Origin of the sequence: Micromonospora sp. NPDC050187 (assembly GCF_044459745.1) — a bacterium.
Classification (GTDB): domain Bacteria; phylum Actinomycetota; class Actinomycetes; order Mycobacteriales; family Micromonosporaceae; genus Micromonospora.
Map to the genome: position 1 here is coordinate 25,316 of NZ_JBITJH010000011.1, position 18,095 is coordinate 43,410.

Sequence of the window (18,095 nt, forward strand, 5' to 3'; positions counted from 1 at the left end):
CGTGCGCGGAACACCCCACGCCCGCGAAAGGTGGTGATCTACAGATGTCGACGGACACACCCACCCCCGCCCCGACGAACAGCGAGCGGTACCTCGCCGTACAGCGGTCGGACGAGTTCGCCGGTCTCCGCCGTGCGCTGCGCGGCTTCGTCTTCCCGATGACCGTGGCCTTCTTCCTGTGGTACGCGCTCTACGTGATCCTCTCCGCGTACGCGCGGGACTTCATGGGCACGAAGCTCTTCGGCAGCAACGTCAACGTGGCACTCGTGTTCGGGCTGCTCCAGTTCGTCTCGACGTTCCTGATCGCCTGGCTCTACGCCCGGTACGCCGACCGGAAGATCGATCCGGTCGCCGACCGGATCCGCGCCGAGATCGGGGAGGTGAACCATGAGGATGGTCCTCGCGGCTGAGGCGGGCGACACCACCGCCCGGAACCTGACCATCACCCTGTTCCTGGTCTTCGTGGCGGCCACCCTCGCCATCACCATCTGGGCCAGCCGGCAGACCAAGACGGCCACCGACTTCTACGCCGGCGGCCGGTCCTTCTCCGGTTTCCAGAACGGCATGGCGATCGGCGGCGACTACATGTCGGCGGCCTCGTTCCTGGGCATCGCCGGGATCATCGCCCTGTACGGCTACGACGGCTTCCTCTACTCGATCGGATTCCTGGTCGCCTGGCTGGTGGCCCTGCTGCTCGTCGCCGAACTGCTGCGCAACTCCGGCCGGTACACGATGGCCGACGTACTGGCCTTCCGGATGCGTCAGCGGCCGGTCCGGACCGCCGCCGCGGCCTCCACCATCACCGTGTCGATCTTCTACCTGCTGGCCCAGATGGTCGGCGCGGGCGCCCTGGTGGCGCTCCTGCTCGGCATCCGGCCGGGGACGACCTTCCTCGGCATGGACGCGGACACCGCCAAGGTAGCCACCATCATCCTGGTCGGCGCGCTCATGATCATCTACGTCACGGTCGGCGGGATGAAGGGCACCACGTACGTGCAGATCGTCAAGGCGTTCCTGCTCATGGGCGGCGCGCTGGTGATGACGCTGCTGGTGTTGGCGAAGTACAAGTTCAACCTGTCGTCGCTGCTCGGCGACGCCGCCGCCTCCTCGGGCAAGGGCAACGCCTTCCTCGAACCGGGGCTGCGGTACGGCGTCGAGGTGGCCGGGAACGCCACCCAGACGTTCTACAACAAGATGGACCTGCTCTCGCTCGGCATCGCCCTGGTGCTCGGCACGGCGGGCCTGCCGCACATCCTGATCCGCTTCTACACGGTGCCGACCGCGAAGGCGGCCCGCAAGAGCGTGCTCTGGGCGATCGGCATCATCGGCACCTTCTACCTGCTCACCCTGGCCCTCGGCTTCGGGGCGGCGGCCCTGGTCGGCGGTGAGGCGATCACCGCCCAGGACAAGGCGGGCAACACGGCCGCACCACAGCTCGCCGAGGTGCTCGGCGTCGACTTCCTCGGCGGCGACCTGGGCGGTGCGGCCCTGCTGGCGATCATCGCGGCGGTGGCCTTCGCCACCATCCTGGCGGTGGTGGCCGGGTTGACCCTGGCCTCCTCGTCGAGCATCGCGCACGACTTCTACGCCAACGTCATCAAGAACGGCCAGACCTCCGAACGGCAGGAGGTCCGGGTGGCCCGGCTCTCCGCCCTGGTCATCGGCGCGGTCTCCATCCTGCTCTCGATCTACGCGCAGAACCTGAACGTGGCGTTCCTGGTGGCGCTGGCCTTCGCGGTCGCCGCCTCGGGCAACCTGCCGGCGATCCTCTACAGCCTGTTCTGGAGACGGTTCAACACCTCCGGGGCGGTCTGGGCAATCTACGGCGGCCTGCTCTCGGCGGTCCTGCTGGTCTTCTTCTCGCCGGTGGTCTCCGGACAGCCGACGTCGATGTTCCCCGATCACGACTGGCAGTGGTTCCCGCTGTCCAACCCGGGGCTGCTCTCCATCCCGTTCGGATTCCTCTGCGGCTGGCTGGGCACCGTGATCTCGAAGGAGAGCGACGAGGAGAAGTACGCCGAACTGGAGGTCCGTGCCCTGACCGGGGCCGGCGCCCACTGACAGGTCGTCCACTCGTCCACCGACCGCTCCGGCGGTTGCAGGGGTCCCCTCCTCATCAGCTGCGGTAGGAGGGGACCCCTGCAACCACACCAGCCCAACCCCGGCGTGCGGCACGGCGCGGACCGGCACCGCTGAGTAGGCTGGCCGGCATGAAGGTAGCTCCCCGTTTCGGTGCCGGTCACCGCATTCTTGTCACCGGCGGTGCCGGTTTCGTCCCGTCGCACCTGGTCGACGTGCTGCTCGACCGCGGTTGCACGGTGGTCGCGGTGGACAACTTCATCACCGGATCCAAGGAGAACGTCGCCCATCTCGCCGAGCGCCCCACCTTCACGCTGGTCGAGGCGGACATCTCGGACGGCCTGCCGACCCACCACCCGGCACTGGCGGAACGCTTCGACGCGATCCTGCACATGGCGTCCCCGGCCAGTCCGACCGACTTCGCCGCCATCCCGATCGAGATCCTCCGGGTCGGCTCGGTCGCCACGCTGCACCTGCTCGACCGGGCGGTCGCCGACGGGGCCCGGTTCCTGCTGGCCTCCACCTCCGAGGCGTACGGCGACCCGAAGGAGCACCCGCAGCGGGAGACGTACTGGGGCAACGTCAACCCGATCGGCGTCCGCAGTGTCTACGACGAGGCCAAGCGGTTCTCGGAGGCGGCCACGATGGCCTACCACCGGCGCCACGGCCTGGACGTCGCCATCGTGCGGATCTTCAACACGTACGGCCCCCGGATGCGGCCGGACGACGGTCGGGCCATCCCCACCTTCATCGCCCAGGCACTGCGGGACAAGCCGATCACCGTGCACGGCACCGGGGCGCAGACCCGTTCCATCTGCTACGTCGACGACCTGGTACGCGGCATCCTCCTGCTGCTCGACTCGACCGAGACCGGGCCGATCAACTGCGGCACCGAGCACGAGATGTCGATGCGGCAGCTCGCCGAACTGATCGTGTCGCTCTCCGACAGCACGTCCGAGGTGACCTACGTCACCCGCGCCGCCGACGACCCGGAGATGCGGCGGCCCGACCTGACCCGGGCCCGGGACCTGCTCGGGTACGAGCCCCGGGTCGCGCCCGAGGACGGCCTCCGACGCACGATCGACCACTTCCGGAAGCGGTTGGGCTGATTTCCCCACCGGAGTTCGGCGGTTGGCTGAGCTTCACCTGAAGGCGTGACTGGCTCCGGGTCCGTACCCTGAGTTACATGTCAGCGACCTCGTCAGCCGGTCTCCCGCTCCTGTACCTGCACCGGGGCTCCGCCGGGCGCGCCTCGGTCCCGGGCTCCGGCCCGGGCCGACGGTCCCGTCCGGCCCCGCCGGCCGGCGAGCGGCACCGGGCCGGTGCCGGACCCGCACCGGCCGACGACGGATCACTCGGTCCGACCGGTCCGACCGGTCCAACCGGTCCGGGTGGCCCCGGGCGCTCCGGCCGGCCGGGTCCCCGGCCCCGCTGGGGCCGGATCGCGCTGGTCGCCGGGGTCGCCGTGCTGGTGCTGGCGCTCCTCGGTGGCGTGGGCGCCTGGGTCTACGCCCGGGGTCTGGACGAGGACCTGGCCCGCACCGACCCGTTCTCCGAGATCACCGGCGGGCGGCCGGCCAAGGCGGTCGACGGCGCGCTCAACATCCTGATGGTCGGCAGCGACTCGCGGGACCCGGACGCGCCCGTCGACCAGTCCAGCAAGTGGCGCGCGGACACCATCATCGTGATGCACATCCCGTCGAGCCACGCCGAGGCCTACCTGGTCTCCATCCCCCGCGACCTCTACGTGCCGATCCCCGAGAGCGCGAACGCGGAGTGCGGGTCCGGCCAGCGCGGAAAGATCAACGCGGCGTTCGCCTTCGGTGGCCTGCCGTTGGCGGTACGGACGGTGGAGTGCTTCACCGACGTGCACCTGGATCACGTGATGGCGGTCGACTTCGCCGGGTTCAAGCAGGTCACCGACGCGCTCGGCGGGGTGGACCTGCCGGTGGAACGGACCGTCACCTCGATCCACAAGCCGTACCGGACCTTCACCAAGGGCATCAACCACATGAACGGGGCCGAGGCGCTGGACTGGATCCGGCAGCGTAAGCAGTTCCCGGACGGCGACTTCGCCCGGATGCGGCACCAGCAGGAGTTCCTCCGGGCCCTGATGGACAAGGCGGCCAGCAGCGGAACGCTGGGCAACCCGGGTAAACTCAACGCCTTCCTCAAGTCGGTGACCGCCGCGGTGACCGTGGACGAGGGGTTCTCGCTGGTCGACATGGGGCTGCAGTTCCGGAAGCTGCGCGGCGAGAACCTCACCTTCGTGACCAGCCCGCACCTGGGCAGCGAGACCATCGACGGCGAGTCGGTGGTGGTCTCCGACCGGGAGAAGGCGCTGGCGATGTACCGGGCCATGGCCGGGGACCGGATGACCGAATGGGTCAAGGCGAACCAGCCCGCCAAATCCAACGGCGGTTAATGCTTCGACAGACGTCAGCACCGATCGGCGGTCGGGGCGCCCTTTACCGGCGCACCGGCCGCCGATCGGTTTCTGTAAATCAGCCGTTCGGCCAGCAATCGGCGGTGACGGCCGGCGAACCGGAAAATAACTACGGGATGAACTCGCCAGATCGGGGGCGGATCCGTAAAGTGATCCCGCCCCCGATATCGAGCTGGAGCACGCATGCCGGTTCAGGCCCGCCGTCGCCCTCCGTCGCGGGAATCCGCCCCCGCAGGCCGGGCTTCCGCCTCCGTCGTTCCGCCGCCCCGCCGTGGTGGCGGTCGTGGTACAGACACACCCCCGAAGCGGAAACGGCGCAAGGACCCGCTCTGGGCCCGGATCACCGTGGTCGTCGGCGCGATGCTGATGATGACCAGCGGTGCCGCGATCGTGGGCAGCAAGGCGCTCATCGGTCAGGCCACGGGGAACATCTCCCAGCAGAATCTGCTCGGCGACGCCGGCAAGAGCGACGCCGAGGGTGGCGACACCCTTGAGGGCCCGATCGACATGCTGCTGCTCGGCGTGGACGCCCGGGCGAGCTGGGCGGCCGACGACGTCCGGGCGGACAGCATCATCATCCTGCACATCCCGGCGACGCACGACCAGGCGTACCTGATCTCGATTCCCCGGGACACCGAGGCGCAGATCCCGGCCTTCAAGAAGACGGGCTTCTCCGGCACCACCGACAAGATCAATGCCGCGTTCCAGTACGGGGCGCGCAACGGTGGCGGCTGGGCCGGAGGCGCCCAGTTGATGGCGCAGACGATCAAGAAGATGACCGGGGTGAGCTTCGACGGCGCGGCGATCATCAACTTCGGCGGGTTCAAGAAGGTGATCGACGCCCTGGGCAGCGTGCGCATCTGCGTCAGCCAGGAGGTCGAGTCGATCCACATGTCGTACGTCGACGGCAAGCCGATGTGGAACGCCGACGCCAAGAAGACCGGCAAGGAGCGGACCCCGGTGGTGCACAAGAAGGGCTGCCGGGAGATGGAGGGCTGGGAGGCCCTGGACTACTCCCGCCAACGGAAGAGCCTGAAGAACGGCGACTACGACCGCCAGCAGAACCAGCAGCAGCTGATCAAGGCGATGGCGAAGAAGGCGATCAGCGACGGGGGGATGACCAACCCGCTGAAGCTGAAGGCGCTGCTGGACGCCGCCGGGGACACGCTGATCCTGGACACCGGCCGGGCGGAGATCGCGGACCTGGTCTTCACCATGCGCGGGGTCACCGACAACGAGCTGACCATGCTGCGGACGAACAACGGCACCTTCCACGTCAACGAGCACGGCCGCGAGGCGCTCAGCCCGTTGACCATGGACATGTTCACGGCGGTCAAGGAGGACCGGCTCGCCGAGTTCGTCTTCGCCAACCCGGGCGTCCTCTCCACCAGGAAGTGACCCCCGGGCCCGGGCAGCCCGGACCAGATCCACCGAATCGGGCAAAGGCCACTCGTAACGCGAAATGGCCTCGTAGCCTGAGGTGAGCAGAGCTCGTCTCAGGCTACGGGGGAGGCGTCACGTCCAGGTCAGCGCGGACCGGGTCGGGGCCGGTGGGCACCGGTGCGCCGCGCTGGGCCCGGATCCTGGTCGGCGTCGGTCTCACCCTGGCCCTGGTCGCGGTGGCGGCGGTGGTCGGGGTACGAGTGCTCACCGAACGGTACGACCGCGCGGTGGCCCGGGGGCACCTGCTCGACGACGACGCACGCCGGGGCCGGACCGATCCGGACGGGCCACTGAACTACCTGCTCGTCGGCTCCGACCGGTTCCGGGGCGCCGACGACGCCGACCAGCGCTCGGACACCATCCTGATCGTGCACCTGCCCGCCGGGCTACGCCGGGCGTACCTGATCTCCGTCCCCCGTGACCTGCTGGTCGCCATCCCACCCGCCGCCAACGGGTACGGCGGCGGACGGGACAAGATCAACGCTGCGTACGACCTCGGGGGTGGGGGCGACGGCGGTGCCCGGCTGCTCTCGGCCACCCTGCACCGGCTCACCGGCCTGGAGTTCGACGGTGCCGCCGTGGTCGACTTCACCGGGCTCCGCCGGGTGGTCGACCTGCTCGGCGGCGTCCGGATGTGTGTCGACACCCCGGTCCGGTCGGTACACACCGGCACCGTCTTCGCCCCCGGCTGCCGGCAGATGGACGGGGCCGCCGCGCTGGACTACGTCCGGCAGCGCTACGACCTGCCCGGGGGCGACTACGACCGACAGCGACACCAGCAGCAGCTGCTCCGGGCGATGCTCGACCGGGCCGGCCAGACCGACCTGCTCGGCGACCCGCTGAAGCTGGACTCGCTGATCCGGGCGGTGGGCGACTCGCTGACCGTGGACACCAACGGCGTACCCCTGGAGGACCTGGTCCTGGCGCTGCGCGCACTTCCCGCCGAGGGGCTGGTCGGCGTCCGGGTGCCCTCGTCGCCGCAGCTCATCGACCAGGTGTCGTACGTCGTCCTGGACGGCGACGGCACCGAACTCTTCGGGGCCGTCCGGGGCGCGCGGATGGCACGCTGGGCCGCCGCGAATCCGCAGTGGGTGAACTCACTCTGAAGCGGCCCGAGGGTCTAGTCTTGGTACCCGTGTTCGGACCCGAGATTCCCACCGTGACCGTGAACGACATCACCGACGCCACCTACCTGCTGGACGTGCGGGAGGACGGCGAGTGGGCGGCGGGGCACGCGCCCGGCGCGCACCACGTGCCCATGATGGAACTGCCCGCCCGGCTCGCCGAGGTGCCCACCGACGTCGACGTCGCGGTGATCTGCCGGTCCGGCGGTCGCTCGGCGCACGTCGTCGCGCACCTGACGCAGAACGGGTGGAACCGGGTCCGCAACGTCGAGGGCGGGATGCAGCAGTGGGCTGCCGCCGGTCGGCCGGTGACCACCGACAGCGGAGCCCCCGGTCAGGTCGTCTAGGCCGACGGAGATGAGGGGGCCACTGGTCTTCGCCCACCGCGGTTCCTCCGCCGCGTTGCCCGAACACACCCTCGCGGCGTACCTGCGGGCACTCGAGGAGGGCGCCGACGGACTGGAGTGCGACGTCCGGCTGACCCGGGACGGGCACCTGGTCTGCGTGCACGACCGGCGGCTGGACCGGACGAGCAACGGGCGGGGCCGGGTCAGCACCCGTACCCTCGCCGAGTTGGACGCGCTCGACTTCGGCTCGTGGCACCCGGGCTGCGGCCCGCTCGACGCCGACGAGCCGGTCGACCCCACCCGGACCCGGCTGCTCACCCTGGAGCGGCTGCTCGACGCGGTATGCAAGGCCAACCGCCCGGTCCGGTTGCTGGTCGAGACCAAGCACCCCACCCGGTACGGCGGGAACGTGGAACGGCGGCTGGTCGAGCTGCTGCGCCGGTACGGCCTCACCGAGCCCGGACCGGACGACCCGGTGCGGGTCACCGTGATGTCGTTCTCGCCGCTGGCGGTGCGGCGTACCCGGGAACTCGCCCCGGCGCTGCCGACCGTGCTGCTGCTGGACACGCTGCCGGGTTGGCTGCGACCGGGCAGACTGCCCTTCGGCGCCCGGATCGCCGGGCCGGGCATCGCCCTGATCCGGGCCCGGCCACGGCTTCTTCCGGCGCTGCGGTCGGCCGGCCACCAGGTGTACGTCTGGACGGTCAACGAGCCGGACGACCTCGACCTGGTCCTCTCGGCCGGGGTGGACGGCATCATCACCGACCGGCCGGCCCTGGCCCTGGCCCGACGTGGCTGACCCGCGCCCCGGGACCGACCCGCACGGCGCGACCCACCGGCACGGCCTGACCGACCGTAGCGATGCGACCGACCGGCACGGCCGGACCGAACCGGGTCTGGGGTGTCGGGAATCCGTTCGGGAAGGCACACTCTGGGGCATGCCGGAGCGACCCGACTACGCCGCTCTCGTCGCCGGCCACACCGTCGTCGTCGAGAGGATCAACTCGGGTGACAGCGGGCTGCCCGTCCTCACCCAACTGCTCCGGGTGGCCCAGCCCGCCCTGGGCGCGGCGGGGATGGCGTTCGTGGAGTTCACCCCGAACGGTGGCCGGGTGATCGCGGCGACCGGCGCCGCCGAGTGGGCGGTCGGCCGTCCGCTGCCCCCCTCCGACCCGGCCACCGCCTGTCTGATGCACGGTCCCCGGGTGCAGCGGGTCCGGGCCGACCGGTTCACCGGCAACCTGGCCGAGGAGCTGACCCGACGGGGGCTCTGCTGGCTGGTCGCGGCGCGTGCCGAGATCGCCGGCCGGCCGGTCGGCAGCCTGCACGCCCTCCACCAGACGGCGGACGGGGAGGCCACCGGCGAGAGCGCGGTGATCGGCTACCTCGCCTCCTGCATCGCCCACATGTACGGCGACCAGACCGGGTTACCGGTGCACGGCGACGGGCCGGTGGTGGCCGCGCTCGCCGACGGGTTGGCCGTGGTCGACGGGGACGGCTACGTGCGGCTGTGGAATCCGGCCGCCGCCCAGATGACCGGCCGCAGCGCCGGGCAGGCCCTCGGCCAGCCGTTACCGTTCCCGCTGCCGCCGCCCGGCCAGGTGCTCGACCACCGGTTGCCGGACGGCCGCTGGCTCCGGATCGCCTCCGGTGAGCTGCCCGGGCCGGGCGCCCTGCGGGTGGCGACCTTCCGCGACATCACCAACCAGCAACACCGCGACCAGGAACGGGACCTCTTCGTCGCGGTGACCAGCCACGAGTTGCGCACGCCGGTCACCGTCATCAAGGGATACGCGAACACGCTCACCGACCACTGGGACTCCCTGACCGACGCGGACCGCCGGAAGGCGGCCCGGGTGATCGGTCAACGGGCCAACGAGCTGGCCCGCCTGGTCGATCGGCTGCTCTCCTCCGCCACCGACCTCGGACCGGGCGCGGACACCCCGCCGACCGCGCTGGACCTCGTCGAGGCGCTCCGGACGGCGGTCACCGGCCTCCCCACCGAGCTACGGCAGCGGATCGTCCTCGATCTGCCCGCCGACCTGCCCCCGGCGCTCGGTGACCGGGCCGATCTGGCGACCGTCCTGACCGAGTTGACCACCAACGCCGACAAGTACTCCCCACCCGGCTCCCCGATCGGGATCAGCGCCGACGCCGACGAGCGGACCGTCGCGTTCCGGGTCGTCGACCGGGGCATCGGCATCCGGCCGGAGCACGTGGAACGTGCCTTCGAGCGGTTCTGGCAGGGTGAGTCGGGGGACCGGCGGCGCTATCCCGGTGCGGGGCTCGGTCTCTACCTCGTCCGCCGGATCGTGGAGCGGCGGAACGGGTGGGTATCGCTCCGACCAGGGGCGGGTGGGGGTACCGTCGCAGAGGTGCGGCTGCCGCGCGGGTGAAATCCCACCGGCACGAGGTATGCGGCAAGGAGGCACGGGCGTGTCGGCGAGGTCGGCGGAGCGGTCCTGGTGCGTGGTGGTGCCCCACCACGCGAGTGGCGCGCGCCTGGCCCGGCACCGGCTGGCCGCCGTGCTCGCCGACGAGGTGCCGCCGATCCTGCTGACCGATCTGGTGGCGGTCCTCGCCGAGCTGGTCGGCAACGCGGTCCGGCACGCCGACCCTCTTCCCGGTGGAGTGGTCCGGGTGGCCTGGCGGTTGCGCCCCGAGGGCGACGGGCAGCACGTCCGGGTCCGGGTCACCGACGGCGGGGCGGCGTCGACGCCCCGGATGCGGGCTGCGGGCCTGGACGCGGCCGACGGGCGCGGGCTGCACATCGTCGCCGGTCTGGCGAGCCGGTGGGGCGTCGACCGTGACGGTCTCGGGCAGAGCGTCTGGGCCGACTTCGACCCGGCCGAGGTGGGCCGGGGCCGGGTCGACCTGGTGGCCGCCGGCTGACCTGCGGCCACCTGACCGTTCCGCTGTTGCCCGCACCGCCCTGCGGCGGTCCGGGGCGGGTGGTCGGGACGCGCCGACGGGCGTCGGACGCACCGGACCCCACATCCGTCCCGCCCGGCCCTTAGGCTGTCTCGCCGTGAGCAAGCGTCGAAAGAACCAGCGGGCCGCCGAAGACACCCCGAAGCGGGAGAAGGTGCGGGACATCTTCGTCCCCCGCCCCTTCGAGGGACTGACCGACGAGCCGGAGTGGATTGCCCTGCGCGAGCTGGTGCCGGCCGCGTCCGCGCCGCTGCGCCTGACGCCCGCCCTGGTCGAGGAGTACGGCGACCGCCCGGTGACCCTGGCGACGGTGCTGCCGATGGCGACCCCGGCCATGACCAAGCCGGACGGGCGGATCTTCATCGGGCTCCAGCGGCATCTCCAGTCCGGTGACGTCTCCCGCGACCTGGCGGAGGCGCTGCTCTGCGCACTGCGTACCGAGCCGGGCCGGTCGGTGCCGGTGCCCCCGCTGCCCGGCCCGGGTCCCCGTCTCCAGGACGTCCTGGTCGACGGGCCGCTCGAGGTCACCATGCACGACGGGTTCGACTTCTGGCTGGACCCCGGCGCGGGCGACGACCCGAACGTGCAGGCGTCGTTGGAGCGTGCCAACGCCGCGGTCTACCCGACCGTCAAGCTCACCGCCGCCCGCGCCGCCTACTGGTGCCAGGTGCCGGAGAAGGCGCACGTGCGCTGGGTCCTCCCGGACGACGAGGACGCCGCCCTGGACACGTTGGCGCGACTCGGTGCCGCCGGCACGCTGACGCTGGGCGAGCAGACCCGCTTCGCTGGCATGTTCCGGGCGCACGGCCGGCTGGTGCCGGTCTGGGACCTGCCCGAGGAGCCGCCCGCCGCCGAGTGGGAGGAGCCGCTGGCGCAGTTCGCCAAGCGGTACGCCGAGGCGCTCACCGACCGGACCCCGCTCGACGCGGCCGGCCGCCGCGCCCGTCAGGGCCTGCTCGGCCGCCAGCTGACGCTCCGCTGAGTCCGAGCTGACACTTCCCCCTGCAAACACCTCAGCCGGGCACCTCAGCCGGGGACAGGGGGTCGCGGACCAGGGGGCAGGACATGCAGCGCGGGCCGCCCCGGCCCGAACCCAGCTCGGATCCGGCGATCGGGATCACCTCGATGCCGGCCCGTTCGAGCTGGGCGTTGGTCTCGACGTTGCGCTCGTAGCCGACGCAGAGCCGGGGGGCCAGGGCGAGGGTGTTGTTGCCGTCGTCCCACTGTTCGCGCTCGGCGGTCACCGGGTCCAGCCCGGTGTCGATTACCCGCAGCGCGTCGAGGTCCATCGCGTCGGCCGCCGCGCGCAGGAACGGTGCCGGACCGTCGACCTGCGGCTCGCCGTCCGGCCCCGCCACCACGGTGTACGCCGACAGCGTGTCGGCGACGTTCGGGTACATCAGCACGGCGTCGACGTCGACCATGGTGCAGACGGTGTCCAGGTGCATGGTGGCCCGCTCCTGCGCGATCGGCACCACCAGGATGGTGTGGGCCAGTCCGGCGGCGAACACCCGCCGGGCGAGGCGTTCCGCGCCGGCGGGCGTGGTCCGTTCGCCCACGCCCACCGCCAGCACTCCGGGAGCGAGCAGGAGCACGTCGCCGCCCTCGAGGTGTTCCAGCCCCGGCTCGTAGACGGACCGGGAGTCGGCGAAGCGGGGATGGTGCCGGTAGATCGCCTCGGTCAGCGACGTCTCCCGACGCCGGGCCGGCATGGCGAGACTGGTCACCCCGACCCGGTCGCGGATCCACAGTGACGAGTCGCGGGTGAAGAGCAGGTTGGGTAGCGGGTCGATGACGAAGTCGTGCCGGTCCATGAGCGTGTAGACCAGCCCGCCGGGGCGGTCCGGACTGGTCCGCAGTTCCTCGTGGGCCAGGCCGGCGACGAACACGTCGGCGAGGGCGGCCGGGTCGAGGTACGCGAGGTGGTCGGCGACCCGCCGGCGCAGTGTGTCACCGAGGCGCCGGTCCCGTAACACCTGGTCGGTCAGCTCCGCGCGGGCTTCCGCGACGGCCAGTGTCTCGGCCAGTAGGGTGGCGAGGTACAGCACCTCCACCCCGCGCTCGCGTAGGGCGGCGGCGAAGGCGTCATGCTCCTCCTGTGCCCTACCCACCCATGGGATAGCGTCGAACAGAAGTGAGTCGTTGTTGCGGGGGGTGAGTCGCGCGAGTTCGGGGCCGGGCCGGTGCAGGAGCACGGTGCGGAGCCGGCCGACCTCACTGTCCACGTAGTGGGTCACCCACGCAGCCTAGGCCAGTGGTTGACGGCATCCGGGAAAAGAGTTGGGCATGAATGTGGCATTCATCCGCACTCACTCCGGTGCTTCGACTTGCCGACACACCGGTCTAGCCACGTAGGGTAGTGAGGACATAACTTCGAGGGACCTTTTGCCGGAGGTCGCGATGTCTGTCTTTCCCGCACGTCGAGCCGTATCCACCAGCCGGGCACTGCCGCCCAGGGGGGGTCCACAGTCCCACGTCGAGGCTTCCGGCCTCCCCGCCCCGGTCCGGCCCTCGCCGTTCGGGTGGGCGCGCCGACGGCGCGCCGAGAAGGGCGCCCGCCGCCTGGAGGCTGCGGGAGCCCGCGCCCTCGGCCAGCTCGACACCCTCGGGCCGGCCTGGCATGTGATCGAGTGGCCGCGGGCGGATCTGGCCGACACGCTGCTCGACCCGGTCCAGGACGACCGCGCCGGATTCCTCGCCATCGGCCCCAGCGGGCTCTTCGCGATCAGCATCGTCGACCACGGCCGCACCCGCGTGCTCGTCGCCGGGGACGTCGTCCAGATCAACGGCAAGCGCCCGCCGTACGTGGCGGACGCCCGGCGGGACGCCAAGCGGGCCAGCAAGGCGCTCACCAAGGCCGTTGGCAAGACCATCCCGGTGACGCCGGTGCTCGCCTTCGTCGGCTCCGGCGACATCAGCGTCTATGGCCTGCCCAAGGACATCCTCATGGCCACCCACCGCGAACTCGACCGGTTGCTCATCGCCGGTGGCGCGCGGATCAGCCCGGCCACCGCCGAGAAACTCGCGCAGGTCGCCCAACATCCCGGTACCTGGGCCAACGGCACGTACCGTCCAACTGCCGACTACCGGTGGTACTAGGAAAGCCGAATGGCCGCTGACAAGCGGGCCAACCACCGGTAACGTCACCGGCGACGCTACGCGGCCGGAGGTTCACCTCAGGTCCGCGCCGTCGCCGGTCAACCGCTGACGGGCACCCGCCCCACCTGCGGTCCGGTGACTTCCGCAGGTCGCCGGTGAGCGGGCGGCCGGCCAGCATGGACAGCCCGGCGGTGCACAGAGGAGGCTCGGTGGCCCACGTCGAACTCTCGCTTTCGGACGTGTTCGCGCCGGCGGCGCGGACCCCGACAGAGCCCGGGTTCGGCAACTTCGAACAATGGTCCGCCACCGTCTCCCGGGCCCTGGAGCCCTGTCTGCTCATCGACCTGGAGACCAAGGTCGCCGCCGTGTCGGCGTCCGGCTGCGAACTGCTCTGCCTGGGCGCCCCGGACGAGCTGATCGGGCTGCCGTTGCTCGACGGCCGGCTGCGCCTGCTCGACTTCACCGCCAACCGGGGCGAGCTGACCGAGCAGGAGGTCGACAAGATCCCTCCGCTACTGGCCCTCTCCTCCGGTCGGCTCGCCCGCGGCCTGCTGCGGGTGCAGGGCTCCGCCGCGGACACGCCGGACGCCACGGTCGACGCCATCTCCACGCCGGTGCTCGCCGACGGCGTCGTCGCCGGCTCCCTCACCTTCTTCTCCGAGGTCTGACCTCCGGCAACGCGGCGGAACGGCGTATGCCGGGACCTCCCCGACGCCGTAAGGTGCCCTCATGCTGGATGTCGCTCTGCTGCCGGGCGAGTACGCTGTGTGCCGGCTGGCCGCCGGAGCCGCCCTCCCACCCGCGCTCTGGAGCGACCTCGGCACCGGGCAGGTCGTCTCGGTGAGCTGGGCCGCCGACGGCGTCTCCCTGATCTGCCCGATGGGCCGGGTGCCCGGCGGCCTCGCGGTGGAGACGGCCTGGCGGTGCCTGCGCGTCGTCGGCCCGCTGGACCTGGCGGTGACCGGGACACTCGCCGCCCTGGTCGGTCCGCTCGCCGAGGCCAGGGTCAACGCGGTGGCCTTCTCCACCTACGACACCGACCACCTGCTGGTGCCGGCGGTACGCCTGACCGAGGCGACGGCCGCCCTGCGTGGGGCCGGACACCGGATCGCCGACTGACTTCACCCCGGGCCTGTCGCGTCCTACCATGGGCAAGGCCCCCCGTCGGAACGACGTCCACCTATGCCAAGGACCGGTTCGTGCCCACCACGCTCTCCCGGCTGCTGGCGCTCAGCCTGCTGACCGTCGTCCTCGTCGGATGCGGGGCTCCCCCGGAGCTGGAGCAGCACTCGGCCCGGCCGACGCCCACCGCCACCGCCGCCCCGTCCGCCACCGCCTCCCCCGGCCCGCCCACCGGCCTACCGCTCCCGCCGCCGACAGCGCTGCCCACCACCCCCGGCTCCTCCGGCGCGGTCGCCGTCGCCTGCAACGCCGGTCCTTCCCGGGAGCAGGTCCTCCGGCTGGTACGCGGCTCGTCCGGGGTGCTGCCCGGCGGCACCGGGGTCAGCGTGCGCAGCGGTCCGCTCTGCGCGGACGACTGGCAGCACACGGTGCTCGCGGTCTCCGGCTACGAGGACCTGACCGTGGTCACCCGGGGACGGCCGGGGTCGCTGCGGCTGGTGACCGCCGGCACGGACGTCTGCACCATCGAGGTGCGCACCGCCGCGCCGACCGGAATCCGGACCCTCGCCTGTGACGGCACGGGCGGTCTGCCCGGTGCGTAGGCTGGTCGGCATGCCGGGAACACCGCCGACGCGTTTCATCTACCTCGGCCCCGAGGGCACCTTCGCCGAGCAGGCGCTGCGCACCGTCCCCGCCGCCGAGCGCGGCACCCGTACGCCCGCGCGCAGTGTCGGGGAGGCGCTGGACAGCGTACGGACGGGGGAGGCCGACGCTGCCCTGGTGCCCCTGGAGAACTCGATCGGCGGCGCGGTCGGCGTGACCCTCGACGAGATGGCCGAGGGGGAGCCGCTGGTGATCACCCGGGAGGTGGTCCTGCCGGTGGAGTTCGTCCTCGGAGCCCGCCCCGGCACCGCGCTCGAGAACGTCCGGAGCGTGGCGGCGCACCCGCAGGCCTCCACCCAGTGCCGGAACTGGCTGCGGGGTCACCTGCCGGACGCGGTGGTGGTGGACGTCCTCTCCAACGGGGCCGCCGCCGGCGGGGCCGCCTCCGGCGAGTACGACGCGGCGGTCTGCGCCCCGATCGGCGCCGCCCGGCACCGGCTGGCGGTGCTCGCTGACAAGATCGCCGACCACCCGGACGCGGTGACCAGGTTCGCGCTGGTCTCCCGGCCGGGCCCGCCACCTCCGCCGACCGGCGACGACCTCACCTCGCTGGCCGTCTACATCGCCCACGACCGGGTCGGGGCCCTGTTGTCGGTGCTCATGGAGCTGGCGGTGCGCGGGGTGAACCTGACCCGGATCGAGTCCCGCCCGACCGGCGAGGCACTCGGCCGGTACGTCTTCTTCCTGGACTGCACCGGCCACGTCGCCGACGTCCGGCTCGGGGAGGCGTTGCAGGGACTCCGTCGGGTCTGCGCCGACGTCCGCTTCCTGGGGTCGTACCCCCGGCACCGCTTCGATGGCACGGCGGGTGACCGGCCGGTCCCCGCCCCCGCCGGTCTCTCCGACGCCGACTACGCCGACGCGGCGGCCTGGCTGGCTCGCATCCGCGCCGGCACCCAATCCTGAACCGCGTCCCGCCGCCCGGGTGGGGCACCGGAAAGGGCACCTTCCTCGCCAGGCGGGAGGAGGGTGCCCCGACGGACCGGTGGGTGGATCAGCTGAGCAGGTTGCCGAGCAGTCCGCCCTGTTGCTGCTGCTGGGTGCCGCTGCCCTGGACGGGGGGCTCCTCGGAGGGCTGCACCACCACGAAGCCCTGACCGGCGAAGCTCATCGTGAACGCCTCGCCGGTGGTCCGGCCGAGCAGGGTGCCCAGGCCGAGCTGCTCGGCCCGGTGGTAGCCGGTCTGGAGGCTCGCCGACCAGCAGACGGCGGCCTGCGGGTCGACGTAGGTCGGGGCGTCGACGTTGAGCACCACCGGGCTGCCCTTGGTGGTGATGGCGATCCGGCCGTGGCCGCTGAAGACGCAGTTGAACAGGCCGGACGCGGCCATCCCGGTGCCGCCGACCATCTTGATGTCGTACTGGAGGCTCGAGTCGAAGGCCAGCACGCTCGAACCGTTGATGGACAGGGCGTCGCCGGGTTCGAGGTCGATGATGTGCACGTCCTTGGCGAAGTCGGCGAGGAAGACGTCGCCCCGGCCGGTGAGCTTCATCAGCGGGACGCCCTCGCCGGTGAGCTTCTGCTTGAGGAACTTGCCGAGGCCACCGGAGCCGAGAGCCTGGAACTGCACCTGCCCCTGGTAGGCGACCATCGAGCCGACGCGGGCCATCGCCTCGCCGTTCAGCTCGATCTTGAGCATCTTGGAGTTCTGCAGCCGCATGCCGGGCTGAGCGGACTCCTTCTCGAGGTTCTCCGCGGAGAACAGCGCGCTGCGCATGGGTCTTCCTCCTGAATCGCCGGTGTCGTGCTGGAGGGTAGGGGACCACCGCAACCGGCCCGCCGGCCAGTGACGGGCCCGCCCGGCCCCGGTCAGCCCCAGCCCAGCTCGTGCAGCCGGTCGTCGTCGATGCCGAAGTGGTGGGCGATCTCGTGCACCACGGTCACCGCGACCTCGTCGACGACGTCCTCGTCGCTGTCGCAGATGCGCAGGATCGGCCGGCGGTAGATGAGGATGCGGTCCGGCAGGACGCCGGAGTAGTCCCAGCCGCGCTCGGTCAGCGCGTGCCCCTCGTAGAGGCCGAGCAGCTCCGGGTCGCCCGGGGGCGAATCGTCCTCGACCAGGATCACCACGTTGCTCATCAGGGCGAGCAGTTCCTCGGGCACCTCGTCGAGGGCGTCGCCGACCAGCTCCTCGAAGCGCTCGCGACTCATCTCGACCGGCACGTCGCCCATTCTGCCGCAGTCGGTGGGGTCGGCGACGCCCACGTCCCGGCACCGACGGCAGAGCCGTCTCCCGGCACCGGTGCACGCGCACGCGCGGCGGTGGTGGGCTCAGGACGCCAGTCGGGCGGTGAGGCTGATCTCGGCGCCCGGGGAGAGCAGCCGGGAGATCGGGCAGTTGCGCTTGGCGGCCTCGGCCAGCTCGACGAACTTCGCCTCGTCGATGCCGGGGACCTGCCCGGTGGTGTCCAGGTCGATCCGGGTCACCGTCATGCCGGCGTCGGTCTTGTCCAGGTGCACCTTGGCGGTGGTCTCCACGGAGGTGCCCGGCGTGCCCGCGTCGGCGAGCGCCTTCGAGAGGGCCATCGAGAAGCAGGCCGCGTGCGCCGCGCCGACCAGTTCCTCCGGGTTGGTCCCCTCGCCCTCCTCGAAGCGTGACTTGAACGAGTAGTTCCCCTCGTACCCTCCCTGACCGGTGCGGAGCGTGCCGGAACCCTCGGTCAGGTTGCCCTGCCAGCGGGCGGATGCGTTTCGGATAGGCATGGGCACGACGCTATCCGACCGACCGTCACCCGGCGACCGGTTGCGCCGGCCGTGCCCCGATCGCGCCGCCCGGGTTCCGGGCCGGACCGGGTGGTTGCAGGGGTCCCCTCCTACCTGAGGAGGGGACCCCTGCAACCA

General features: G+C 71.7%; 20 protein-coding genes. 16 read left to right on the forward strand and 4 right to left on the reverse strand.

Annotated features, from left to right (window positions below):
- The first annotated feature begins 44 nt into the window (after nucleotides 1–44).
- From ACIBJE_RS18295 to ACIBJE_RS18345, 11 genes are all read left to right on the forward strand, one after another.
- A complete protein-coding gene (locus tag ACIBJE_RS18295) occupies nucleotides 45–410 on the forward strand; it encodes a DUF485 domain-containing protein (protein WP_396749744.1) in 366 nt (121 codons plus the stop codon).
- A complete protein-coding gene (locus ACIBJE_RS18300; RefSeq protein ID WP_396749746.1) occupies nucleotides 388–2,061 on the forward strand; it encodes a cation acetate symporter in 1,674 nt (557 codons plus the stop codon). Before ACIBJE_RS18295 ends, ACIBJE_RS18300 begins: the two co-directional genes overlap by 23 nt.
- 149 nt (nucleotides 2,062–2,210) lie before the next feature.
- The gene (locus tag ACIBJE_RS18305; RefSeq protein ID WP_396749749.1) at nucleotides 2,211–3,188 is read left to right on the forward strand and encodes an NAD-dependent epimerase/dehydratase family protein; all 978 of its coding nucleotides are present in this window, start codon (nucleotides 2,211–2,213) and stop codon (nucleotides 3,186–3,188) included.
- A gap of 77 nt (nucleotides 3,189–3,265) precedes the next feature.
- The gene (locus ACIBJE_RS18310) at nucleotides 3,266–4,504 is read left to right on the forward strand and encodes an LCP family protein (protein WP_396749751.1); all 1,239 of its coding nucleotides are present in this window, start codon (nucleotides 3,266–3,268) and stop codon (nucleotides 4,502–4,504) included.
- Between the two features lie 204 nt (nucleotides 4,505–4,708).
- Nucleotides 4,709–5,923, forward strand: coding sequence for an LCP family protein (locus ACIBJE_RS18315; protein ID WP_396749754.1), 1,215 nt, complete (start codon nucleotides 4,709–4,711; stop codon nucleotides 5,921–5,923).
- A 212-nt stretch (nucleotides 5,924–6,135) separates the two neighbouring features.
- Nucleotides 6,136–7,074, forward strand: coding sequence for an LCP family protein (locus tag ACIBJE_RS18320; RefSeq protein WP_396750092.1), 939 nt, complete (start codon nucleotides 6,136–6,138; stop codon nucleotides 7,072–7,074).
- Between the two features lie 29 nt (nucleotides 7,075–7,103).
- Nucleotides 7,104–7,439: a rhodanese-like domain-containing protein gene (locus ACIBJE_RS18325; protein ID WP_396749755.1), complete on the forward strand. Its 336-nt coding sequence runs from the start codon at nucleotides 7,104–7,106 to the stop codon at nucleotides 7,437–7,439.
- Between the two features lie 10 nt (nucleotides 7,440–7,449).
- Nucleotides 7,450–8,238, forward strand: a complete 789-nt coding sequence (locus tag ACIBJE_RS18330; RefSeq protein WP_396749757.1) for a glycerophosphodiester phosphodiesterase — start codon at nucleotides 7,450–7,452, stop codon at nucleotides 8,236–8,238.
- A 139-nt stretch (nucleotides 8,239–8,377) separates the two neighbouring features.
- Nucleotides 8,378–9,835, forward strand: a complete 1,458-nt coding sequence (locus ACIBJE_RS18335; protein WP_396749759.1) for an ATP-binding protein — start codon at nucleotides 8,378–8,380, stop codon at nucleotides 9,833–9,835.
- Nucleotides 9,836–9,854: 19 nt separating this feature from the next.
- Nucleotides 9,855–10,331, forward strand: coding sequence for an ATP-binding protein (locus ACIBJE_RS18340; RefSeq protein WP_396749762.1), 477 nt, complete (start codon nucleotides 9,855–9,857; stop codon nucleotides 10,329–10,331).
- Between the two features lie 136 nt (nucleotides 10,332–10,467).
- Complete coding sequence (locus ACIBJE_RS18345; protein WP_396749764.1) at nucleotides 10,468–11,352, forward strand: DUF5926 family protein; 885 nt, start codon at nucleotides 10,468–10,470, stop codon at nucleotides 11,350–11,352.
- A gap of 31 nt (nucleotides 11,353–11,383) precedes the next feature.
- Here the strand turns inward: ACIBJE_RS18345 and ACIBJE_RS18350 are convergent, their stop codons facing one another.
- Nucleotides 11,384–12,607 carry an arginine deiminase gene (locus ACIBJE_RS18350; protein ID WP_396749766.1) on the reverse strand — a complete coding sequence of 408 codons (1,224 nt, stop codon included), beginning with the start codon at nucleotides 12,605–12,607 and terminating at the stop codon, nucleotides 11,384–11,386.
- Between the two features lie 163 nt (nucleotides 12,608–12,770).
- Between ACIBJE_RS18350 and ACIBJE_RS18355 the strand changes: the two genes are divergently transcribed.
- From ACIBJE_RS18355 to pheA, 5 genes are all read left to right on the forward strand, one after another.
- Nucleotides 12,771–13,469, forward strand: coding sequence for a hypothetical protein (locus ACIBJE_RS18355; protein ID WP_396749768.1), 699 nt, complete (start codon nucleotides 12,771–12,773; stop codon nucleotides 13,467–13,469).
- A gap of 209 nt (nucleotides 13,470–13,678) precedes the next feature.
- Nucleotides 13,679–14,137 (forward strand): hypothetical protein, encoded by a 459-nt coding sequence (locus ACIBJE_RS18360; RefSeq protein ID WP_396749770.1) that lies wholly within the window; start codon nucleotides 13,679–13,681, stop codon nucleotides 14,135–14,137.
- A 61-nt stretch (nucleotides 14,138–14,198) separates the two neighbouring features.
- Nucleotides 14,199–14,588, forward strand: a complete 390-nt coding sequence (locus tag ACIBJE_RS18365; RefSeq protein WP_396749772.1) for an ACT domain-containing protein — start codon at nucleotides 14,199–14,201, stop codon at nucleotides 14,586–14,588.
- An 80-nt stretch (nucleotides 14,589–14,668) separates the two neighbouring features.
- Nucleotides 14,669–15,193 carry a hypothetical protein gene (locus ACIBJE_RS18370; RefSeq protein WP_396749774.1) on the forward strand — a complete coding sequence of 175 codons (525 nt, stop codon included), beginning with the start codon at nucleotides 14,669–14,671 and terminating at the stop codon, nucleotides 15,191–15,193.
- 10 nt (nucleotides 15,194–15,203) lie between these two features.
- A complete protein-coding gene (gene pheA, locus ACIBJE_RS18375) occupies nucleotides 15,204–16,160 on the forward strand; it encodes a prephenate dehydratase (RefSeq protein ID WP_396749776.1) in 957 nt (318 codons plus the stop codon).
- Between the two features lie 88 nt (nucleotides 16,161–16,248).
- Here pheA and ACIBJE_RS18380 read toward each other — a convergent pair whose 3' ends face one another.
- From ACIBJE_RS18380 to ACIBJE_RS18390, 3 genes are all read right to left on the reverse strand, one after another.
- Nucleotides 16,249–16,971: an AIM24 family protein gene (locus ACIBJE_RS18380; protein ID WP_396749778.1), complete on the reverse strand. Its 723-nt coding sequence runs from the start codon at nucleotides 16,969–16,971 to the stop codon at nucleotides 16,249–16,251.
- A gap of 92 nt (nucleotides 16,972–17,063) precedes the next feature.
- Complete coding sequence (locus ACIBJE_RS18385) at nucleotides 17,064–17,426, reverse strand: metallopeptidase family protein (protein ID WP_396750094.1); 363 nt, start codon at nucleotides 17,424–17,426, stop codon at nucleotides 17,064–17,066.
- Nucleotides 17,427–17,525: 99 nt separating this feature from the next.
- On the reverse strand, nucleotides 17,526–17,957 hold the full coding sequence (locus ACIBJE_RS18390; protein WP_145834792.1) for an OsmC family protein: 432 nt from the start codon (nucleotides 17,955–17,957) through the stop codon (nucleotides 17,526–17,528).
- Between the last annotated feature and the right edge of the window lie 138 nt (nucleotides 17,958–18,095).